The organism is Cobetia sp. PS-4MA, assembly GCF_057670765.1.
The window spans coordinates 275,388-290,634 of record NZ_CM173107.1 but is presented as its reverse complement, the minus strand read 5'-3'; the positions used below and the strand labels follow the sequence as shown (position 1 = coordinate 290,634).

Here is a 15,247-nt window from a genome sequence, read left to right as displayed (position 1 = left end):
GGCGCTATAATCGAGCCCATTTTCTGCCTGCGCTGCCCCGCTCACTGAGCCGGCGCGGGACGTCCCGCCCAACCGGATCATTTGCAGACCCATGGACAAGACCTACCAACCGAACGCCATCGAGACGCGCTGGTACGAGCGCTGGGAATCCGAGAATCGCTTTGCGCCGTCAGGCCAGGGCGAGAGCTTCTCACTGGTCATCCCGCCGCCCAACGTCACCGGCTCCCTGCACATGGGCCATGCCTTCCAGGATTCCATCATGGACACCCTGGTGCGCTGGCGTCGCATGCAAGGTCGCAACACCCTGTGGCAGGTAGGCACCGACCACGCCGGCATCGCCACGCAGATGCTGGTGGAGCGCAAGGTCGCCGCCGAAGAAGGCAAGACGCGTCATGATCTGGGTCGCGAAGCCTTCACCGACAAGATCTGGGAGTGGAAGGAAGAGTCCGGCGGCAACATCACGCGTCAGCTGCGTCGCATGGGCACCAGCATCGACTGGAGCCGCGAGCGCTTCACCATGGACGATGGCTTCTACAAGGCCGTGCAGGAAGTCTTCGTGCGTCTGCACAAGGAAGACCTCATCTACCGTGGCAAGCGTCTGGTCAACTGGGACCCGACCCTGCACACCGCGATCTCCGATCTCGAAGTCGAGAACCGTGATCAGCAAGGCAGCTTCTGGCACTTCCGCTATCCGCTCGCCGATGGCGTCAAGACCGCCGATGGCAAGGACTACGTCGTCGTCGCCACCACGCGCCCGGAAACCCTGCTGGGTGACACCGGCGTGGCCGTCAATCCCAAGGATGAGCGCTACGCAAGCCTGGTCGGCAAGTTCATCGAACTGCCGCTGGTCGGCCGTCGCATCCCCATCGTCGCCGATGAACACGCCGATATGGAAAAAGGCTCCGGTTGCGTCAAGATCACTCCGGCACACGACTTCAATGACTACGAAGTCGGCAAGCGTCAGGGCCATCTGCTGATCAACGTGATGAGCCAGGATGCCACCATCCTGGAGCGCGCCGAGATCTACGACCTGCAGGGACGTCCGCAGCCCCAGGAAGACGCCAGCCTGCCGGCCGCCTACGCCGGTCTGGATCGCTTCGTCGCGCGCGAGAAGCTGGTCGCCGACATGGACGCGCTGGGTCTGCTGGAGCAGGTCGAGACCATCAACAACACCCTGCCCCACGGTGACCGCTCCGGCGACGTCATCGAGCCGCTGCTGACGGACCAGTGGTTCGTGGCCGTCGAGGAGCTGGCACGCCCGGCCATCGAGGCGGTCGAGAACGGCGACATCGAGTTCGTGCCCAAGAACTACGAGAACATGTACTTCGCGTGGATGCGTGACCTGCAGGACTGGTGCATCTCGCGTCAGCTGTGGTGGGGCCACCGCATTCCGGCCTGGTATGACAACGACGGCAACGTCTATGTCGGCCGCAACGAGGAAGAAGTCCGCGCCGAGAACCAGCTGGGTGCCGACGTCGAACTGCGTCAGGACGAAGACGTCCTCGACACCTGGTTCAGCTCTGCACTGTGGACCTTCGGCACCCTCGGCTGGCCGGCGGACACCGAAGAACTCAAGACCTTCCACTCCACCGACGTGCTGGTCACCGGCTTCGACATCATCTTCTTCTGGGTGGCGCGGATGATCATGTTCACTCTGAAGTTCAAGGGTGAAGTGCCGTTCCGCAAGGTCTACGTGCATGGTCTGGTGCGTGACAGCCTCGGCCAGAAGATGTCCAAGTCCAAGGGCAACGTGCTCGACCCCATCGACCTGATCGACGGCATCGGCCTGGATGAGCTGGTCGAGAAGCGTACCGGCAACATGATGCAGCCCAAGAAGGCCAAGGCGATCGCCAAGGCCACGCGCAACGAGTTCCCGGAAGGCATCGAGCCGCACGGTACCGATGCGCTGCGCTACACCCTGCTGTCACTGGCTTCCACTGGGCGTGACGTGAAGTTCGACATGGGCCGTCTCGACGGCTATCGCAACTTCTGCAACAAGCTGTGGAACGCGGCGCGCTACGTGCTGATGAATGCCGAAGACCAGGATTGCGGTGTCAACGGCGAAGCCGTCGAGCTGTCACTGGCCGATCGCTGGATCATCGCGCGCCTGCAGCAGACCGAGCAGCAGGTCACCCGCGCACTGGAAGAGTTCCGCTTCGACCACGCCTCCCAGGCGCTCTATGAGTTCATCTGGAACGAGTACTGCGACTGGTATCTGGAGCTCTCCAAGCCGGTGTTGTGGGACGAGAACGCCAGCGCGGAAGCCAAGCGCGGCACGCGTCGCACCCTGGTACGCGCGCTCGAGACCATCCTGCGCCTGATCCACCCGATGATGCCGTTCATCTCCGAGGAGATCTGGCAGCGCATCGCGCCTCACGCCGGCAAGCCGGTGGAAGGCGAGAGCATCATGAGCCAGGCGTGGCCACAGGCCGACGCCGAGCGGATCGATGAGCAGGCCATCCGTGACATCGAGTGGCTCAAGGGCATCATCATCGCGGTGCGCAATATCCGCAACGAGCTGAACCTGTCCCCGGGCAAGCCGCTGGAGGTCTACCTGCAGAACGGGGCCGACGGCGACGCCGAGCGTCTGGAAGCCAATCGTCTGTTCCTGTCCAAGCTGGCCCGTCTGGAAAGCATCACCTTCCTGGCGGCGGGCGATGAAGCGCCGATGTCCGCCATCCAGCGCGTCGGTGAGCTGGAAGTGCTGGTGCCGATGGCAGGCCTGATCGACAAGGATGCCGAGCTCAAGCGCATCGACAAGGAACACGAGAAGCAGCAGAAGGTCATCACCGGTCTCGAGAACAAGCTCGGCAACGAGAAGTTCGTCGGTCGCGCACCGGCCGATGTGGTCGAGAAGGAGCGCGCCAAGCTGGCCGATGCCCAGGCGGAGCTTGCACTGCTGGAAAGTCAGCGCGCCAAGATCGAAGCGCTGTAAGCCACACTCGTCTTGATCGCAGGCAAAAGCCCCCGGCACCGAAAGGTGCCGGGGGCTTTCTTCATTCCGGGCATGTCACGGGAGTCGGCGCAGGCGCTCAATCGTCGCTGGCGCTCAGTCGTCGCTGGCCGCGACGGGCATGAAGGTCGCCAGCAGATAGCCGGTGTCATCCATCACCCGCAGGCGAGCGCTCTCGCCACTGCCGACGATCTGATAGCGAGCCACCTCCTCCAGCATGCGATTGAAGGCATTGGACTGCTCGGGATTGGGGCACATCTTCATGGTCGAGGCCAGCGGACCGATCTCCAGGGTCTGGCGAGACTCATCCAGCACCACCGGCCCCATCAGACGATTGCAGCCATTGCTGCCCACCAGACGCAGGCGGTCATCCTCTTCATCCGCCAGCTGCTCCGGTGTCGGGGCCTGCAACAGGAAATTGGGCGCCTCACCGGTCTCCTCGGTCTTCGAGAAGCTCCAGGGGGTACCGGCCAGCGCAGGGCTCGCACTGCCGGCACCGCTCCCGCCGCCCTGCCCGGCGTCCGTCGCGCCTGAGTGACTGACCGCGCAGCCGGCCAGCAGGGAAGTCGCGATCGCCAGCGAAGTGGCAAGTGATAGACGGCGCAAGATGACGCTCATGAAGAGATCCCCCGTGATGAGCCTGCCTCGATGTCAGGCATTGATGAAACGATCGGGCGCGAGCATGCAGACCCGTCGCACAAACCACAAGCCCCTTGATGCCCTGCGCCATCCCGGTCCCGACAGGCCGACTGGCTCGCGAGACGATAGCCCGCCAGATCGCGTCTGACGCAACGATGCTTCTCTCCTGGAACATTCGAAAACAGTGTTTCTTGAAGAGCCTTTGAAATTACCATACGCCGTGAAGGCAGCGATAGGGATCGCTTGCTGATGCTTGATGATACCTCGCACCATCTGCACCAGGAGGGACGGAGATGCTGACCAGACGACTACTGGCACTCAATGCCACAGGATTCGCCTTGCTGATCAGCTGGTGGGTACCGGCACTGGATTTCTGGCCCGATCTGGACGGCCGGGTATTCTGGGCATTCAATCACCTCATCACGCCACTCAATCCGCACTGGGATACCCTGCTGGGACTTCTCAACACGCGGTTCTTCGATGCGGCGGCCTTCGGCCTGATGGGTCTCCTGTTCTGCTGGGCGATGCTTGAGGATTCGCGCCCCGACCGCTACCGGCGCTGGACCAGCCTCGGCATCACCATGCTGCTGACCGCCGGTATCATCTCGCTGTTCGTGCTGCGCGCCATCAGCTACGGCCATGCCAGTCCGACTCGCGTCTTCCAGCACGCACAGCATCTCGCCGACCTGGTGTCCTTCAAGACCAAGGACTCGGCCTCGAACAGCTTCCCGGGGGATCACGGCTTGATGCTGATGGTCTTCGCCGGTTACATGTGGGCCTTCGCCCCACGACGCATCGCGCTGTGGAGTCTGGCATTCGTGGTGATATTGAGTGCCCCACGCATCATGGTGGGTGCCCATTGGTTCAGTGATGTCTATCTGGGCTCGCTCAGCATTGCACTGATCATTCTGCCCTGGGTGCTGTGTACGCCCCTGGCGCGCCGTCTGGCGAGAGCCATCGAGCGCTGCCTGTCAGGCCTTGGCCGGCGCACGCTCGAGAACTGAAGAGCGACTCGAGAGCGCAAGACAGCCTCGAATCACCCCACGAGTGTCCTGTCGGCAAAGTGCCCATGTTCTGCCGAGGGCTCACCCTGATCCCCCTGGCGCGCCGTCTCAGGGGCAGCCAAGAGGCTGCATGACTCGCCTTCCCTTTCCTGCTGCCGCTCACCCCCCGCTACCACCCGGTCGCGCCCCTGATGCTTGGCGTGGTACAGGCGACGATCCGCCAGCTGCAGCAGGTCATCCAGTGATTCACACTCATGACTGACGGCGACCCCTATCGAGACGGTGACCGGCACGGCGCTTCCCGCAAACTGTGGCGGCGAGCTGGCCAGCAGGGAACGTATCCGTCCCGCCACGGAAATCGCCTCGCCGCGCCCGCTGCGCGGCAACAGCACCAGAAACTCCTCACCACCGATACGCCCTGCTCTATCCCCCTGGCGCAGTGTGGCATTGAGCAGGCGCCCGATCTGTCTCAGGGCCTCATCACCTGCCGCATGCCCCCGCAGATCATTGATCTTCTTGAAGTGATCCACATCCATCATCAATACCGAGCAGGGCACGGCGTCCTGCCACCATTTTTCCGCCTGGCGCAGGGTCTGGCGCCGATTGAACAGCCCGGTCAGCTCATCGCGACTGGCATCCTGGCGGTACTGGCGTTCGAAGTGTTCGGTGAGTGCCAGCATGCGCCACAGGAAGGTGACCATCAGCATGAAGACGGCAAACAGGTTGAATGACTGCATGATCCAGACAGGGATGAAGCCATCGGAAACATGCTGAGAGGCCACCATCAGCGACAGCACTGCAGCGACGAAGAGAGACAGCGTGCTGATGACACGCACCTTGCCTGACAGGGGAGCAAGATGGATACCGGCCATCACGATGAAGAAGTAATACTCGTAGCCGGCGGCATTGCCGAAGCAGTAGGAGGCAAGCCAGGTCATCAACGTCAGACTGCCCAGTACCAGCACCAGAGCCATCAGCATGTGATGCTGACGATGCAACAGCACCCCCAGCAGCCCCACCAGCACCATGATCCCGCTGGCGAACGCCAGGCGTGGTGCCTTGAGCACCATGAAGACAGGCAGCCAGGCCACATAAAGGCCCAGCACCATCAGATAGACCCACAGATAGGCATGATAGAAACGGCGATGCTCGACAGCGAGCAGACGCGGTTCTTGACGCAACCAGGCACGAGCAACACTCAACATCAGGCAGTCCTTGCCATTCGGCAGTCATCACGTGGGCGAAACTCTCATGACACGGACACGGCCAGCGCGCGACAGGGGGAGTGTCATGGAGCCTGCACCTGTCTGGACGGCAGGGGTAGCCCTGCACAACACCAGAAAGCCACCGCATGACGTGTCATGTCTCATGCGGCGAGCATTATCGTTCTGATCACAGCATAAGCCCAAATGCCGGTTCCGCCAGCCCCGCACCGACATTGCGTCACCATTGTGCGACGCTTGCCCGCGCCTGAGCGCCGTCGGGCATCGCGACCCCGGCGTGAGCGTTACCAGCTGCCGGTATTGGCCATCGAGACCCACGGTTCCTGCGGCGCAAGGGGTTTGCCGGCCTGCAGCAACTCCAGCGAGATGCCATCCGGGCTCTTCACGAACGCCATGTGGCCGTCACGCGGTGGGCGATTGAGGGTCACGCCATTGTCCATCAGATGCTGACAGGTGGCGTAGATGTCCTCGACACGATAGGCCAGATGGCCGAAGTTGCGCCCGCCTTCATAGTCTTCCGGGTCCCAGTTATGGGTCAGTTCCAGCATCGGCGCCTGCATCTCACGGGCACGTTCGGCATCCTGCGGGGCTGCCAGGAAGATCAGCGTGAAGCGGCCCTTCTCGGAATCCTTGCGCGAGATCTCGACCATGCCGAGCAGGTCACGGAAGAAATGCAGTGAAGCGTCGACATCACGGATACGCAGCATGGTGTGCAGATATTGCATGGATCACTCTCTTGAACGATGGATGAGCCGGCACTGAAGACGGGAAAGGACGTACGCCGAGCGAAGCGGGCTCGGCGTACGGGAATATTCTAGACACACGACTGCCGCGCGACGAGTCTCCTCGCCACGCGGCAATGTGGTGATGCTTGCATCCTACTGCTGGCGCCTCGCACCGTCAGGCGATGCGTGAACTGCGCTCCAGCCGCACGGGGACCGCCTTGGAGGCAGGTGTGCCGGTATCGCTGCCATGGCTTTCCAATGCGACCAGCACATTGGTTTCCGGATAATAGGCACCGATGCAACCGGCCGGGATATCGTATTCCACCAGCTTGAACTGAGGCGCACGCCGCTCACTGCCATCCGGGCGCGGCTCACCGACCATGTCGACCCAGTCACCATCGGCCAGCCCCAGGCGGGCAAGGTCCTGCGCATTGATGAACACCACTCGACGCTGACCCGACACACCACGATAGCGGTCGTTGTAGCCATAGACGGTGGTGTTGTACTGATCATGGCTACGCATGGTCTGCAGGGTCAACCAGCCTTCCCGACGCGCGAGCTGCTGATGCAGCACGGACCTCGGCAGCGCCGCCGCCGAGAACTCCGCCTGACCACTGGTGGTGGGGAAGCGCAGCTCACGCACCGGGTTGGCGAGATGGAAACCGCGCTTTTGGGCCAGACGGGCATTGAAATCGGCAAAGCCGGGAATCACCGCCGCGATCTCGTCACGGATGAGGTCATAGTTCTCGCTCAGCGCCTCCCAGTTGACCGGGTCACTCACGCCGCGCCGTGGCAGCACCCGGGCAAGCGTGGCGCGCGCGATACCCGCGATGATGCCGGGTTCCGAGCGCAGCTCGTCACTGGCCGGCGCCTTGATGCCAGCGCTTGAGTGCACCATCGACATCGAGTCCTCGACGCTGATGTGCTGGGAGGCCACCTGTGCGGAGCGGTCGATCTCGCTGCGCCCCAGACACGGCAGAATCAGCGCTTGCGTCGTCTTGCCGATCACCAGATGACTGCGGTTGAGCTTGGTGCTGATCTGGACGTTGAGCTTGAGGTTGCGCATGGCCGCCTCGGTGCGCTCGCTGTCCGGCGTGGCGCGCGTGAAGTTGCCGCCCAGCGCGATGAAGGTCTTCGCCCTGCCCTGTTCCAGCGCCGCCAGACTCTCCACGGTGTTGAAGCCCTGGCCACGCGGCATGCTCACGCCATAGCGGGCTTCGAGTGCATCGATCAACGCGGCCGGCGCCTTCTCGTCGATGCCCATGGTGCGGTCACCCTGGACATTGGAATGTCCGCGAACGGGGCAGGCACCGGCACCGGGACGCCCGAAATGGCCCCCGAGCAGCAGCAGATTGACGATCTCCCGGACGCTGTCCACGGCGTGCAGATGTTGCGTGATGCCCATCGCCCAGGTGCAGATGACGTTGTCGGCCCCGGCGAAGATCATCGCGGCCTCCTCGAGCTGCGTACGGGTCAGCCCGGACTGATCCTCGAGCGTGGCCCAGTCCGTCGCCTCGACCACGTCCTGCCAGGCCGTCGCTCCCCGCGTGTGGCGCTCGATGAAGGAAGCAGCGCGCGTGAATTCGCCACGCGCCTCCATGGCGAAGAGTGCCTTGGCCATGCCACGTACCGCCGCCATGTCACCCCCCATCCGCGGCTGGTAATAACGATGGCTGATGGGCTGACTGGAGAGGGTCATCATCTCCAGCGGCGATTGCGGATCGGCAAAGCGCTCCAGCCCCCGCTCACGCAGCGGATTGAAGCTGACGATGCGCGCGCCACGCCGTGAGGCACGCCGCAGATCGCCCAGCATGCGCGGGTGATTGGTGCCGGGGTTCTGACCGAACACGAAGATGGCATCGGCGTGCTCGAAATCCTCCAGCAGTACCGTGCCCTTGCCGACACCGAGGCTCGCCTTCATGCCGACGCCACTGGCCTCATGACACATGTTGGAGCAGTCGGGGAAGTTGTTGGTGCCGAACAGACGCACGAACAGCTGATACAGATAGGCCGCCTCGTTGCTGGCGCGTCCGGAGGTATAGAACAGCGCCTCATCCGGTGACGTCAGCGCATCGAGGTGCTCGGCGATGATAGCGAAGGCCGCCTCCCAGCTGATCGGCATATAGCGATCACTGGCCGCGTCGTAGCGCATCGGCTCGGTCAAGCGGCCCTGATCCTCGAGCATGAAGTCGTCCCAGCCCAGCAGCTCCGTGACGGTGTGCTGAGCGAAGAAGCGCGGCGTGACACGCTTGGCGGTCACTTCCCAGGCCACTGCCTTGGCGCCGTTCTCGCAGAATTCGAAGGAGGAGCCGTGCTCCGGATCGCCCCAGGCGCAGCCGGGGCAGTCAAAGCCCTTGTCCTGATTGGCCTTGAGCAGGGAGCGCACGCTCTTCCATGGCGCCCTGGAGTGGCTGACATGCTGACCGACGCTCTTGAGCGCCCCCCAGCCGCCCGCCGGACCGGAGTAGGCAGCGATGCGGGGATGGCGCGTCATCCTCTCATCCTCACGTGGCAGGCGAGCCGATGCGTGCTCAGGCGTCTCGGGGGTGGAAATATCAGTCATGTCAGGGTCCACAGGCAAAAGGGGAAGGCGGGAAAGGATCAGACAGGCGTGAGTACGCGCCAGCGGCCGTCAGTCGGCCTGACCACTGAGCAACTCGAGTCGACGCCCGCGATGGGCACAGATCAGGTTGAGATCACAGGCACGCGCGGTCTCCACCGCCAGGCGTGAAGGCACGGCAAGGGTGGCAAGCGTCGGAATGCGGGCACGGATGGTCTTCTGGACCAGCTCCAGACTGCAGCGACTGGAGACCAGCAGCGCCTCGGGCCAGACGCCGCTGTCGAGACTCATGCCGATCACGCGGTCCAGCGCATTGTGGCGACCGATATCGGCCCCCTGCGAGATCAGGCCGCCCTCGGCGTCCAGCCCCAGCGCCAGGTGCATGCCGCGCCGTGTTGCGCGCTCCAGGCGCTCCAGCCCACGCATCAACGCCTCAGGTGAGAGCGCTGCCCGTGGCGGCAGGCGTGTCAGGCCAGCCATCAGCTCGGCCTCATCCTGCACGCCGCAGGCGCCACAGCTGGACACGCTGCTCTCGCGCCGCTGATGGTGCTCGGCCTTGCGCGCCAGCGACTCGCTGACATCCAGACGCACCGCCAGCCCATGGCGCAGCCGCGAGAGATGGATGGCGGTGACCTCCTCACGCCGCGTGATCCAGCCTGCGGTGAAGGCGTGCCCCAGCGCCAGTGGCTCCAGCGCCTCGGGGCTCGCCAGCAGCGTGCCCATCGGGATCTCATTGAGCACCAGACTCACGGGTAGCTCGGAGGGCCCATCCAGCTCTCGCAAGGGCCGCTCACGCGCATCCTGATAACGCAGTTTCTCGGTCGCTGCTTGATAGAGTGAATCACTCATTCCGACACCCCGTTGTGCGCGACATCACTGTGCAGATTCGCGAATGTACGCAAGCCGTCATGGCGATACGATAGCGTCATCATCGATCGCTCACCAATTGAACTCGCCCGTACCTTGATAGACACCGTCAATGAAACTGCCAGCATGAGGCGCCCCCTTGATCCCGCGCAGGAAATTCGTGCGCGAGTCACGTAAAATATGCCGCCGAACCACGAGGGCTCACCTGGACGACGCGGCACTCACGCGCTGTCGCACGCCTTCCCTTCTGATCATCCTGCTCCGGATTTACGTTCCGGCCCGCATGAGGACTCCTGCATGACCGATACCCCCACGACCGTCGCACCGACTGCCGACACCGCCCGTCCCAGCCCGCTGGCGCCGCAGCATGTCGTCTGCGCGCTCTACAAGTTCGTCACCCTCGAGGACTTCGAGGCGCTGCGCGAACCGCTGCTGGCAGTGATGGACGAGCATGGCATCCGCGGCACCCTGCTGCTGGCACGCGAGGGCATCAATGGCACCGTCTCCGGCTCTCGCGCCGGCATCGATGCCCTGCTGGCCTGGCTGACGGCAGACCCGCGCCTGGCGGAACTGGATACCAAGCAGTCTCTGGCAGAGCAGTCCCCCTTCCTGCGTGCCAAGGTCAAGCTCAAGCGCGAGATCGTCACCATGGGCGTGGAAGGGATCGACCCGCGCCATACCGTCGGTACCTACGTGGAGCCGAAGGACTGGAACGCGCTGATCTCCGACCCTGACGTGCTGCTGATCGACACCCGCAACGACTATGAAGTGGAAGTGGGGACCTTCAAGGGTGCCGTCAACCCGAACACGGCCGCTTTCCGTGATTTCCCGGACTATGTCTCCCGTGAGCTCGACCCGCAGCAGCACCGCAAGGTGGCGATGTTCTGCACCGGAGGCATTCGCTGCGAGAAATCCACCGCCTATCTGAAGGAGCAGGGGTTTGAGGAGGTCTATCACCTCAAGGGCGGCATTCTGAAGTATCTGGAAGAGGTGCCCCAGGAAGAGACGCTGTGGCAGGGCGAATGTTTCGTGTTCGATGACCGTGTCACCGTCGACCACAAGTTGCGCCCCGGTCAGTTTGACCAATGTCACGCGTGCCGTCTGCCGATCACGCAAGCGGACAAGCAGAGCGACAAGTACCAAAAGGGTGTCAGCTGCCCGCGCTGCTACGACAAGCTCAGCGATGCCCAGAAGGCACGCTTTGCCGAGCGCGAGAATCAGATTCGTCTCGCCGAGCAACGGGGTGAGGCGCACCTGGGCAAGGACGCGCTCGCCCAGATGCAGGCGCGTCGTGACGCCAAGCAGCGTCAGCGCGAAGCGGCTCGTCTGGCCGCGCTCAAGGCGCAGACGCAGGACGCCGACAAGGGCTGACCCCGACCTCGTGCGTGGCTGAAGACTGATCAAGACACCCCGTTTTCACGGGGTGTCTTGCGTTGCCCCCTCCATCATCCGTCCACGTCTGCCGACCGAGGGAGCGAGCGCAACAGCTCCAGCACGGCATTCAGCCGACGGCTATGCTGTTGGCCGCTACGCCACAGCAGCCCCACCGTCTCGCCCTCCCCGGGCAGGCGTCGCGCCACCAGCCCCGTACCGAGACGCGAGTCGGCAAGGTGTTCCGCCAGCACGCTCACCCCCAGGCCCGCCTCCAGCATCACGCCCAGCGCCGCGATGGAGTTGGCTTCCAGCAACGGCGACGGCTGATGGTTCAGCTGAGCCAGTTGCTGATTGAGCCGGCGTCGCTGCTGCATCTCTGGCGTCAGCAGCACCAGCGGATACTCCCGCAGACACTCCCATGCGGGTGTCTCGGGCAGCAGGAAATGCGCCTGACTGGCAATCAGCGCCGAATGCTCCTGATAGAGCGGTCGGCAGGCGAAGCCGCTCATGGCGGGGGCCGCCGGATAGCCGACCGCGAGATCCAGCTCACCATCCTCCAGCCCCTGAGCCAGCGAAGAGGTGGACAGCTCCCGCATGCGCAGGGAGAGCTGGGGAAAGGCCTCACGCAGACGCGGCAGGAATTCCCCCACCGCCGCCAGCGCGGACGGCACGACACCCAGCGTCAGCCGACCGGTCAGCACGGCCTCGGGTGACAGATCTCCCTTGAGCTCATCCAGCTCGGCGATGATGCGCCGCGCATGGGTCAGCACCCGCTCCCCCTCCGGCGTGAAGCCTTCGAAACGATGCCCTCTGAGAATCAGCGCCGTGCCCAGCTCCTCCTCGAGCTGCTTGAGACGCGCCGAGAGCGTCGGCTGGGTGACATGGCAGACTCGCGCCGCCCGTCCGAAATGGCGTTCATTGGCCAGCGCGACCAGAAAGCCCAACTGCCGATGATCCATGACGGGGTCCTTGCGAGGGGGAGAGTAGAGAAAGTGAATGGCACGCAGAGCAGATGCATGCGATGACGGAAGGCCGGACACGACGACGCCCGGCGGAAATCACCGGGCGTCATCATCGGCGCAGGGCCGCTATTGCATCGCGCCTCATGCCTCACGTCTCGTGCTGACAGTGAAGCGGCGTGTCTGGCGACCTGCTTACTGGGCAGCGTCCTGAACGGCTTCACCTGCGTGTTCGACATCCTGGCCGGCACCGTCAACGGTGTTGCAGCCGGAGAGTGCCGCCACAGTGAAGAAAGAGGCGAACAGCAGTGCAATGGTACGGGACATGGTCATGCTCCTTGTGGTGATGGATATCATGGATCCTGCCATTCAACGCGTCATGCCTGCGCTGATACCCATTACCTTGGGCCACCCTGCGGGGTTTCAAGGGAGAAATTCATGTTTCGTTCATTGCCTGAATCCGCTGCCACCTCACTCGCTCAGCTGGCCGACTCCTCGATGGAGCCCCCCAGATGCTCAAGATCTTCCCCGAAGCCTTCCACGGTGTTGCAGCCTCCCAACATCAGGCCGAACAGCAGAGCCGTACCGGTCATCATCATGAAGCGTCGCATGGGTATTCCTCTCTCAAGTGCCTGATCGCACGCAAGGTGTCGATCAGGCCGTCAGGCTCAGCTGGCTGCGTTGTCGATCTTGCCACCCAGGTGTTCAAGATCCTTGCCAAAGCCGGCCACCGTGTTGCAGCCCGTCAGGGCCACGCTGGCCACCAGCAAGGCGGCCATCATCAAGCGAGTCACTCGCATGTCATGCATTCCTGATCAATCGTCTCTGCCACTCTGACCTTCGTGACACTGGAAAGTGCCAATCTTCAGCGATTCACCAGCAGAATCTTGCCCAGTGCCTCGCCGGATTCGATCAATTCATGTGCCTTGGCGATATCGCGGAAGCTGAACTGATGCTCGTCCAGCAGCGGGCGAACCGCCCCGGCCTCCAGCATCTCGCTCAAGGCGTTGAGCAGCTCCGGCTGCTCATCCATGCCGATACCGGTCAGCAGCGGCACCGAGCGGAAGATGACATGCAGCGACAGGTTCTTGGCGTGCAGCTGGGTCAGGTCGTGGGTCGAGCGGGTGTTGATGGAGCACAGCCGTCCGGAGATCGCCGTGGCCTCGATGGAGCGATCCAGATTGTCACCACCGACGGTGTCGAAGACGAGATCGAAGCCACGCCCGGAGGTCAGGCGTGCCACGTAGTCACTGACCGCTTCCTCGCGATAGTTGATGATCTCGTCGGCGCCCAGCTGGCGCGCCAGATCGGCCTTGGCCTCGCTGGACACGGTGGTGGTGACGTGTGCGCCGAGATACTTGGCGATCTGCACCGCGACATGACCGACCCCTCCGGTACCGGCGTGGATCAGCACGTGCTCGCCTTCCTTGATCTGACCGCGCGAGACCAGCGCCGTCCAGGCCGTCAGGAACACCAGCGGCAAGGCCGCGCATTCTTCCAGGGTCAGCGCCGCCAGACTCGGGCGTTTCACGATCACACGGGTGTCAGCGATCATGTAATCCGCCAGTGCGCCCTGCCAGCCCTTCACGCCACCGGCGCAGCCCAGCACTTCATCGCCGACCGAGAAATCCGTCACGCCCTCGCCGACGGCGTCGATCACCCCCGCGACATCGCCATTGAGGATGGCCGGGAAGTCGGGGTGCGACTTGACCAGGCCACTGCGCAGCTTGGTCTCGATGGGATTGACGCTGGAGGCGGATACCTTGATGCGCACCTGACCTCGTGCCGGGGTCGGCGTGTCCAGCTCGCGCTCGACGAACACATCCGGGGCGCCGTATTGCTCGATGACCATGGCCTGCATGTGGGAAGACTCCTGAACAATGAGAAAGAAGCGACGCCCTGCCCGCACGGCGTCGTCATGAAAGTTGGGTGACACCGCGCCACGAAAATGGCGCCATGTCGGCAATGACCCGAGCTTACTCCGTGTCATGCCTCAAATCAGCATCAGGTCAGCACCAGCTTGAGCACGATGAGGAAGATCACCGCCACCGTCAGCCACTTGACCCAACGCGCACCGGCAGGGCTCATGTTGACCCGCGCACCGAGGAAGGCGCCGCTCATGTTGCCGACCGCCAGTACCAGGCCATAGGCCCAGCGCACCTGACCATCGAACACGAAGACCGCCAGCGCCGGCAGGGTATACATCAACACGATGAAGACCTTGAAGACGTTGACCTGGGTCAGATCGATCTTGAGCAACCGGTAGAGCACCACGATGAACAGCACGCCGACGCCCACCTGAATGAAGCCACCATAGAGACCGATGCCGAACATCGCCAGCAGCACGATGGGAGTGATGCGTTCCGGGGTCAGCTCACGCGTGTCGATGCGCGGCGTCGGCAGCAGCATCATGATCGAGCACACCACCATCACCACGATCAGCACGCCCTCGAAGGCCTCGGCACTGATCCGGGTCGCCAGCCAGGCCCCCAGCATCGCGCCCAGCACGGCAGGCACGGCCAGTCGCCAGGCCACCCCCATGTTGTGCGCCCCCGCCTTGAGGAAGGTGCTGGTGGCAGTCGCACTCTGCAACGCGATCGCCACGCGGTTGGTGGCATTGGCCTGTGCGGGGGGCAGGCCGAGAAACATCAACAAGGGCAGCGTCAGCATCGAACCACCCGCCGAGAGCACATTGATGAAGCCGGCCACGCCACCCAGCGCGATCAGCGCCATCACGCTGATCAGATCAAGGCCGCCAGCCAGCCCTGCCACATCACTTGTCATGCCGACATTCCTTGTCTTGCCGTAAAAGGGGGACACGCTGCACCCACTTCGTCATTCAGAGCGCGCGATGCCCGACACACCCTCCTCGCAGGAACCTCGCGAAGGCAGGGATGCCGGGCATCGTGGGTGATGCATTGCGTCACGTCATGCAGGATTCAG

14 protein-coding genes are annotated in these 15,247 nt (G+C 63.4%); 3 read left to right on the top strand and 11 right to left on the bottom strand.

All coding sequences use genetic code 11. The features are described 5' to 3' along the window. Nucleotides 1–91 precede the first annotated feature (91 nt). Nucleotides 92–2,935, top strand: a complete 2,844-nt coding sequence (locus AC26AR_RS01330) for a valine--tRNA ligase (protein ID WP_191236502.1) — start codon at nt 92–94, stop codon at nt 2,933–2,935. A 114-nt stretch (nt 2,936–3,049) separates the two neighbouring features. Here the strand turns inward: AC26AR_RS01330 and AC26AR_RS01325 are convergent, their stop codons facing one another. Beyond that, nucleotides 3,050–3,571: an META domain-containing protein gene (locus AC26AR_RS01325; protein ID WP_488107426.1), complete on the bottom strand. Its 522-nt coding sequence runs from the start codon at nt 3,569–3,571 to the stop codon at nt 3,050–3,052. Between the two features lie 314 nt (nt 3,572–3,885). On the opposite strand from AC26AR_RS01325, the gene AC26AR_RS01320 reads away from it, so the two are divergent. After that, the gene (locus AC26AR_RS01320; protein ID WP_488107425.1) at nt 3,886–4,596 is read left to right on the top strand and encodes a phosphatase PAP2 family protein; all 711 of its coding nucleotides are present in this window, start codon (nt 3,886–3,888) and stop codon (nt 4,594–4,596) included. Nucleotides 4,597–4,628: 32 nt separating this feature from the next. Here the strand turns inward: AC26AR_RS01320 and AC26AR_RS01315 are convergent, their stop codons facing one another. The 4 genes from AC26AR_RS01315 to AC26AR_RS01300 all read right to left on the bottom strand — a co-directional run bounded on the left by AC26AR_RS01315 (nt 4,629) and on the right by AC26AR_RS01300 (nt 9,953). Beyond that, the gene (locus AC26AR_RS01315) at nt 4,629–5,801 is read right to left on the bottom strand and encodes a GGDEF domain-containing protein (RefSeq protein ID WP_488107424.1); all 1,173 of its coding nucleotides are present in this window, start codon (nt 5,799–5,801) and stop codon (nt 4,629–4,631) included. Between the two features lie 302 nt (nt 5,802–6,103). Beyond that, entirely contained in the window at nt 6,104–6,544 is a 441-nt protein-coding gene (locus tag AC26AR_RS01310; protein WP_488107423.1) for a VOC family protein, read from the bottom strand. A gap of 175 nt (nt 6,545–6,719) precedes the next feature. Next, the gene (locus AC26AR_RS01305; RefSeq protein WP_488107422.1) at nt 6,720–9,107 is read right to left on the bottom strand and encodes an FdhF/YdeP family oxidoreductase; all 2,388 of its coding nucleotides are present in this window, start codon (nt 9,105–9,107) and stop codon (nt 6,720–6,722) included. A gap of 69 nt (nt 9,108–9,176) precedes the next feature. Then, nucleotides 9,177–9,953 (bottom strand): formate dehydrogenase accessory sulfurtransferase FdhD, encoded by a 777-nt coding sequence (locus tag AC26AR_RS01300; protein ID WP_488107421.1) that lies wholly within the window; start codon nt 9,951–9,953, stop codon nt 9,177–9,179. A gap of 315 nt (nt 9,954–10,268) precedes the next feature. Between AC26AR_RS01300 and trhO the strand changes: the two genes are divergently transcribed. Then, nucleotides 10,269–11,342, top strand: coding sequence for an oxygen-dependent tRNA uridine(34) hydroxylase TrhO (gene trhO, locus AC26AR_RS01295; RefSeq protein WP_176502947.1), 1,074 nt, complete (start codon nt 10,269–10,271; stop codon nt 11,340–11,342). Between the two features lie 74 nt (nt 11,343–11,416). Here trhO and AC26AR_RS01290 read toward each other — a convergent pair whose 3' ends face one another. The 6 genes from AC26AR_RS01290 to AC26AR_RS01265 all read right to left on the bottom strand — a co-directional run bounded on the left by AC26AR_RS01290 (nt 11,417) and on the right by AC26AR_RS01265 (nt 15,088). After that, nucleotides 11,417–12,304 carry a LysR family transcriptional regulator gene (locus tag AC26AR_RS01290; RefSeq protein WP_077378700.1) on the bottom strand — a complete coding sequence of 296 codons (888 nt, stop codon included), beginning with the start codon at nt 12,302–12,304 and terminating at the stop codon, nt 11,417–11,419. Between the two features lie 195 nt (nt 12,305–12,499). Next, nucleotides 12,500–12,631, bottom strand: coding sequence for an entericidin A/B family lipoprotein (locus tag AC26AR_RS01285; RefSeq protein WP_077378697.1), 132 nt, complete (start codon nt 12,629–12,631; stop codon nt 12,500–12,502). Between the two features lie 152 nt (nt 12,632–12,783). Beyond that, nucleotides 12,784–12,915 (bottom strand): entericidin A/B family lipoprotein, encoded by a 132-nt coding sequence (locus AC26AR_RS01280; RefSeq protein WP_077378694.1) that lies wholly within the window; start codon nt 12,913–12,915, stop codon nt 12,784–12,786. Nucleotides 12,916–12,972: 57 nt separating this feature from the next. Then, on the bottom strand, nt 12,973–13,104 hold the full coding sequence (locus tag AC26AR_RS01275) for an entericidin A/B family lipoprotein (RefSeq protein WP_077378691.1): 132 nt from the start codon (nt 13,102–13,104) through the stop codon (nt 12,973–12,975). Nucleotides 13,105–13,169: 65 nt separating this feature from the next. Further along, nucleotides 13,170–14,165: a zinc-dependent alcohol dehydrogenase family protein gene (locus AC26AR_RS01270; RefSeq protein WP_084209433.1), complete on the bottom strand. Its 996-nt coding sequence runs from the start codon at nt 14,163–14,165 to the stop codon at nt 13,170–13,172. 143 nt (nt 14,166–14,308) lie between these two features. Beyond that, nucleotides 14,309–15,088: a sulfite exporter TauE/SafE family protein gene (locus tag AC26AR_RS01265; protein ID WP_279874805.1), complete on the bottom strand. Its 780-nt coding sequence runs from the start codon at nt 15,086–15,088 to the stop codon at nt 14,309–14,311. Between the last annotated feature and the right edge of the window lie 159 nt (nt 15,089–15,247).

Excerpts from the sequence above, each read along its gene's own strand:
- AC26AR_RS01310 (WP_488107423.1), bottom strand. The coding sequence starts at position 6,544 with ATGCAATATCTGCACACCATGCTGCGTATCCGTGATGTCGACGCTTCA.
- AC26AR_RS01270 (WP_084209433.1), bottom strand. The coding sequence starts at position 14,165 with ATGCAGGCCATGGTCATCGAGCAATACGGCGCCCCGGATGTGTTCGTC.
- AC26AR_RS01330 (WP_191236502.1), top strand. The coding sequence starts at position 92 with ATGGACAAGACCTACCAACCGAACGCCATCGAGACGCGCTGGTACGAG.
- AC26AR_RS01265 (WP_279874805.1), bottom strand. The coding sequence starts at position 15,088 with ATGACAAGTGATGTGGCAGGGCTGGCTGGCGGCCTTGATCTGATCAGC.
- AC26AR_RS01325 (WP_488107426.1), bottom strand. The coding sequence starts at position 3,571 with ATGAGCGTCATCTTGCGCCGTCTATCACTTGCCACTTCGCTGGCGATC.
- AC26AR_RS01320 (WP_488107425.1), top strand. The coding sequence starts at position 3,886 with ATGCTGACCAGACGACTACTGGCACTCAATGCCACAGGATTCGCCTTG.
- AC26AR_RS01300 (WP_488107421.1), bottom strand. The coding sequence starts at position 9,953 with ATGAGTGATTCACTCTATCAAGCAGCGACCGAGAAACTGCGTTATCAG.
- AC26AR_RS01305 (WP_488107422.1), bottom strand. The coding sequence starts at position 9,107 with ATGACTGATATTTCCACCCCCGAGACGCCTGAGCACGCATCGGCTCGC.
- AC26AR_RS01315 (WP_488107424.1), bottom strand. The coding sequence starts at position 5,801 with ATGTTGAGTGTTGCTCGTGCCTGGTTGCGTCAAGAACCGCGTCTGCTC.
- AC26AR_RS01275 (WP_077378691.1), bottom strand. The coding sequence starts at position 13,104 with ATGCGAGTGACTCGCTTGATGATGGCCGCCTTGCTGGTGGCCAGCGTG.
- trhO (WP_176502947.1), top strand. The coding sequence starts at position 10,269 with ATGACCGATACCCCCACGACCGTCGCACCGACTGCCGACACCGCCCGT.
- AC26AR_RS01280 (WP_077378694.1), bottom strand. The coding sequence starts at position 12,915 with ATGCGACGCTTCATGATGATGACCGGTACGGCTCTGCTGTTCGGCCTG.
- AC26AR_RS01285 (WP_077378697.1), bottom strand. The coding sequence starts at position 12,631 with ATGTCCCGTACCATTGCACTGCTGTTCGCCTCTTTCTTCACTGTGGCG.
- AC26AR_RS01290 (WP_077378700.1), bottom strand. The coding sequence starts at position 12,304 with ATGGATCATCGGCAGTTGGGCTTTCTGGTCGCGCTGGCCAATGAACGC.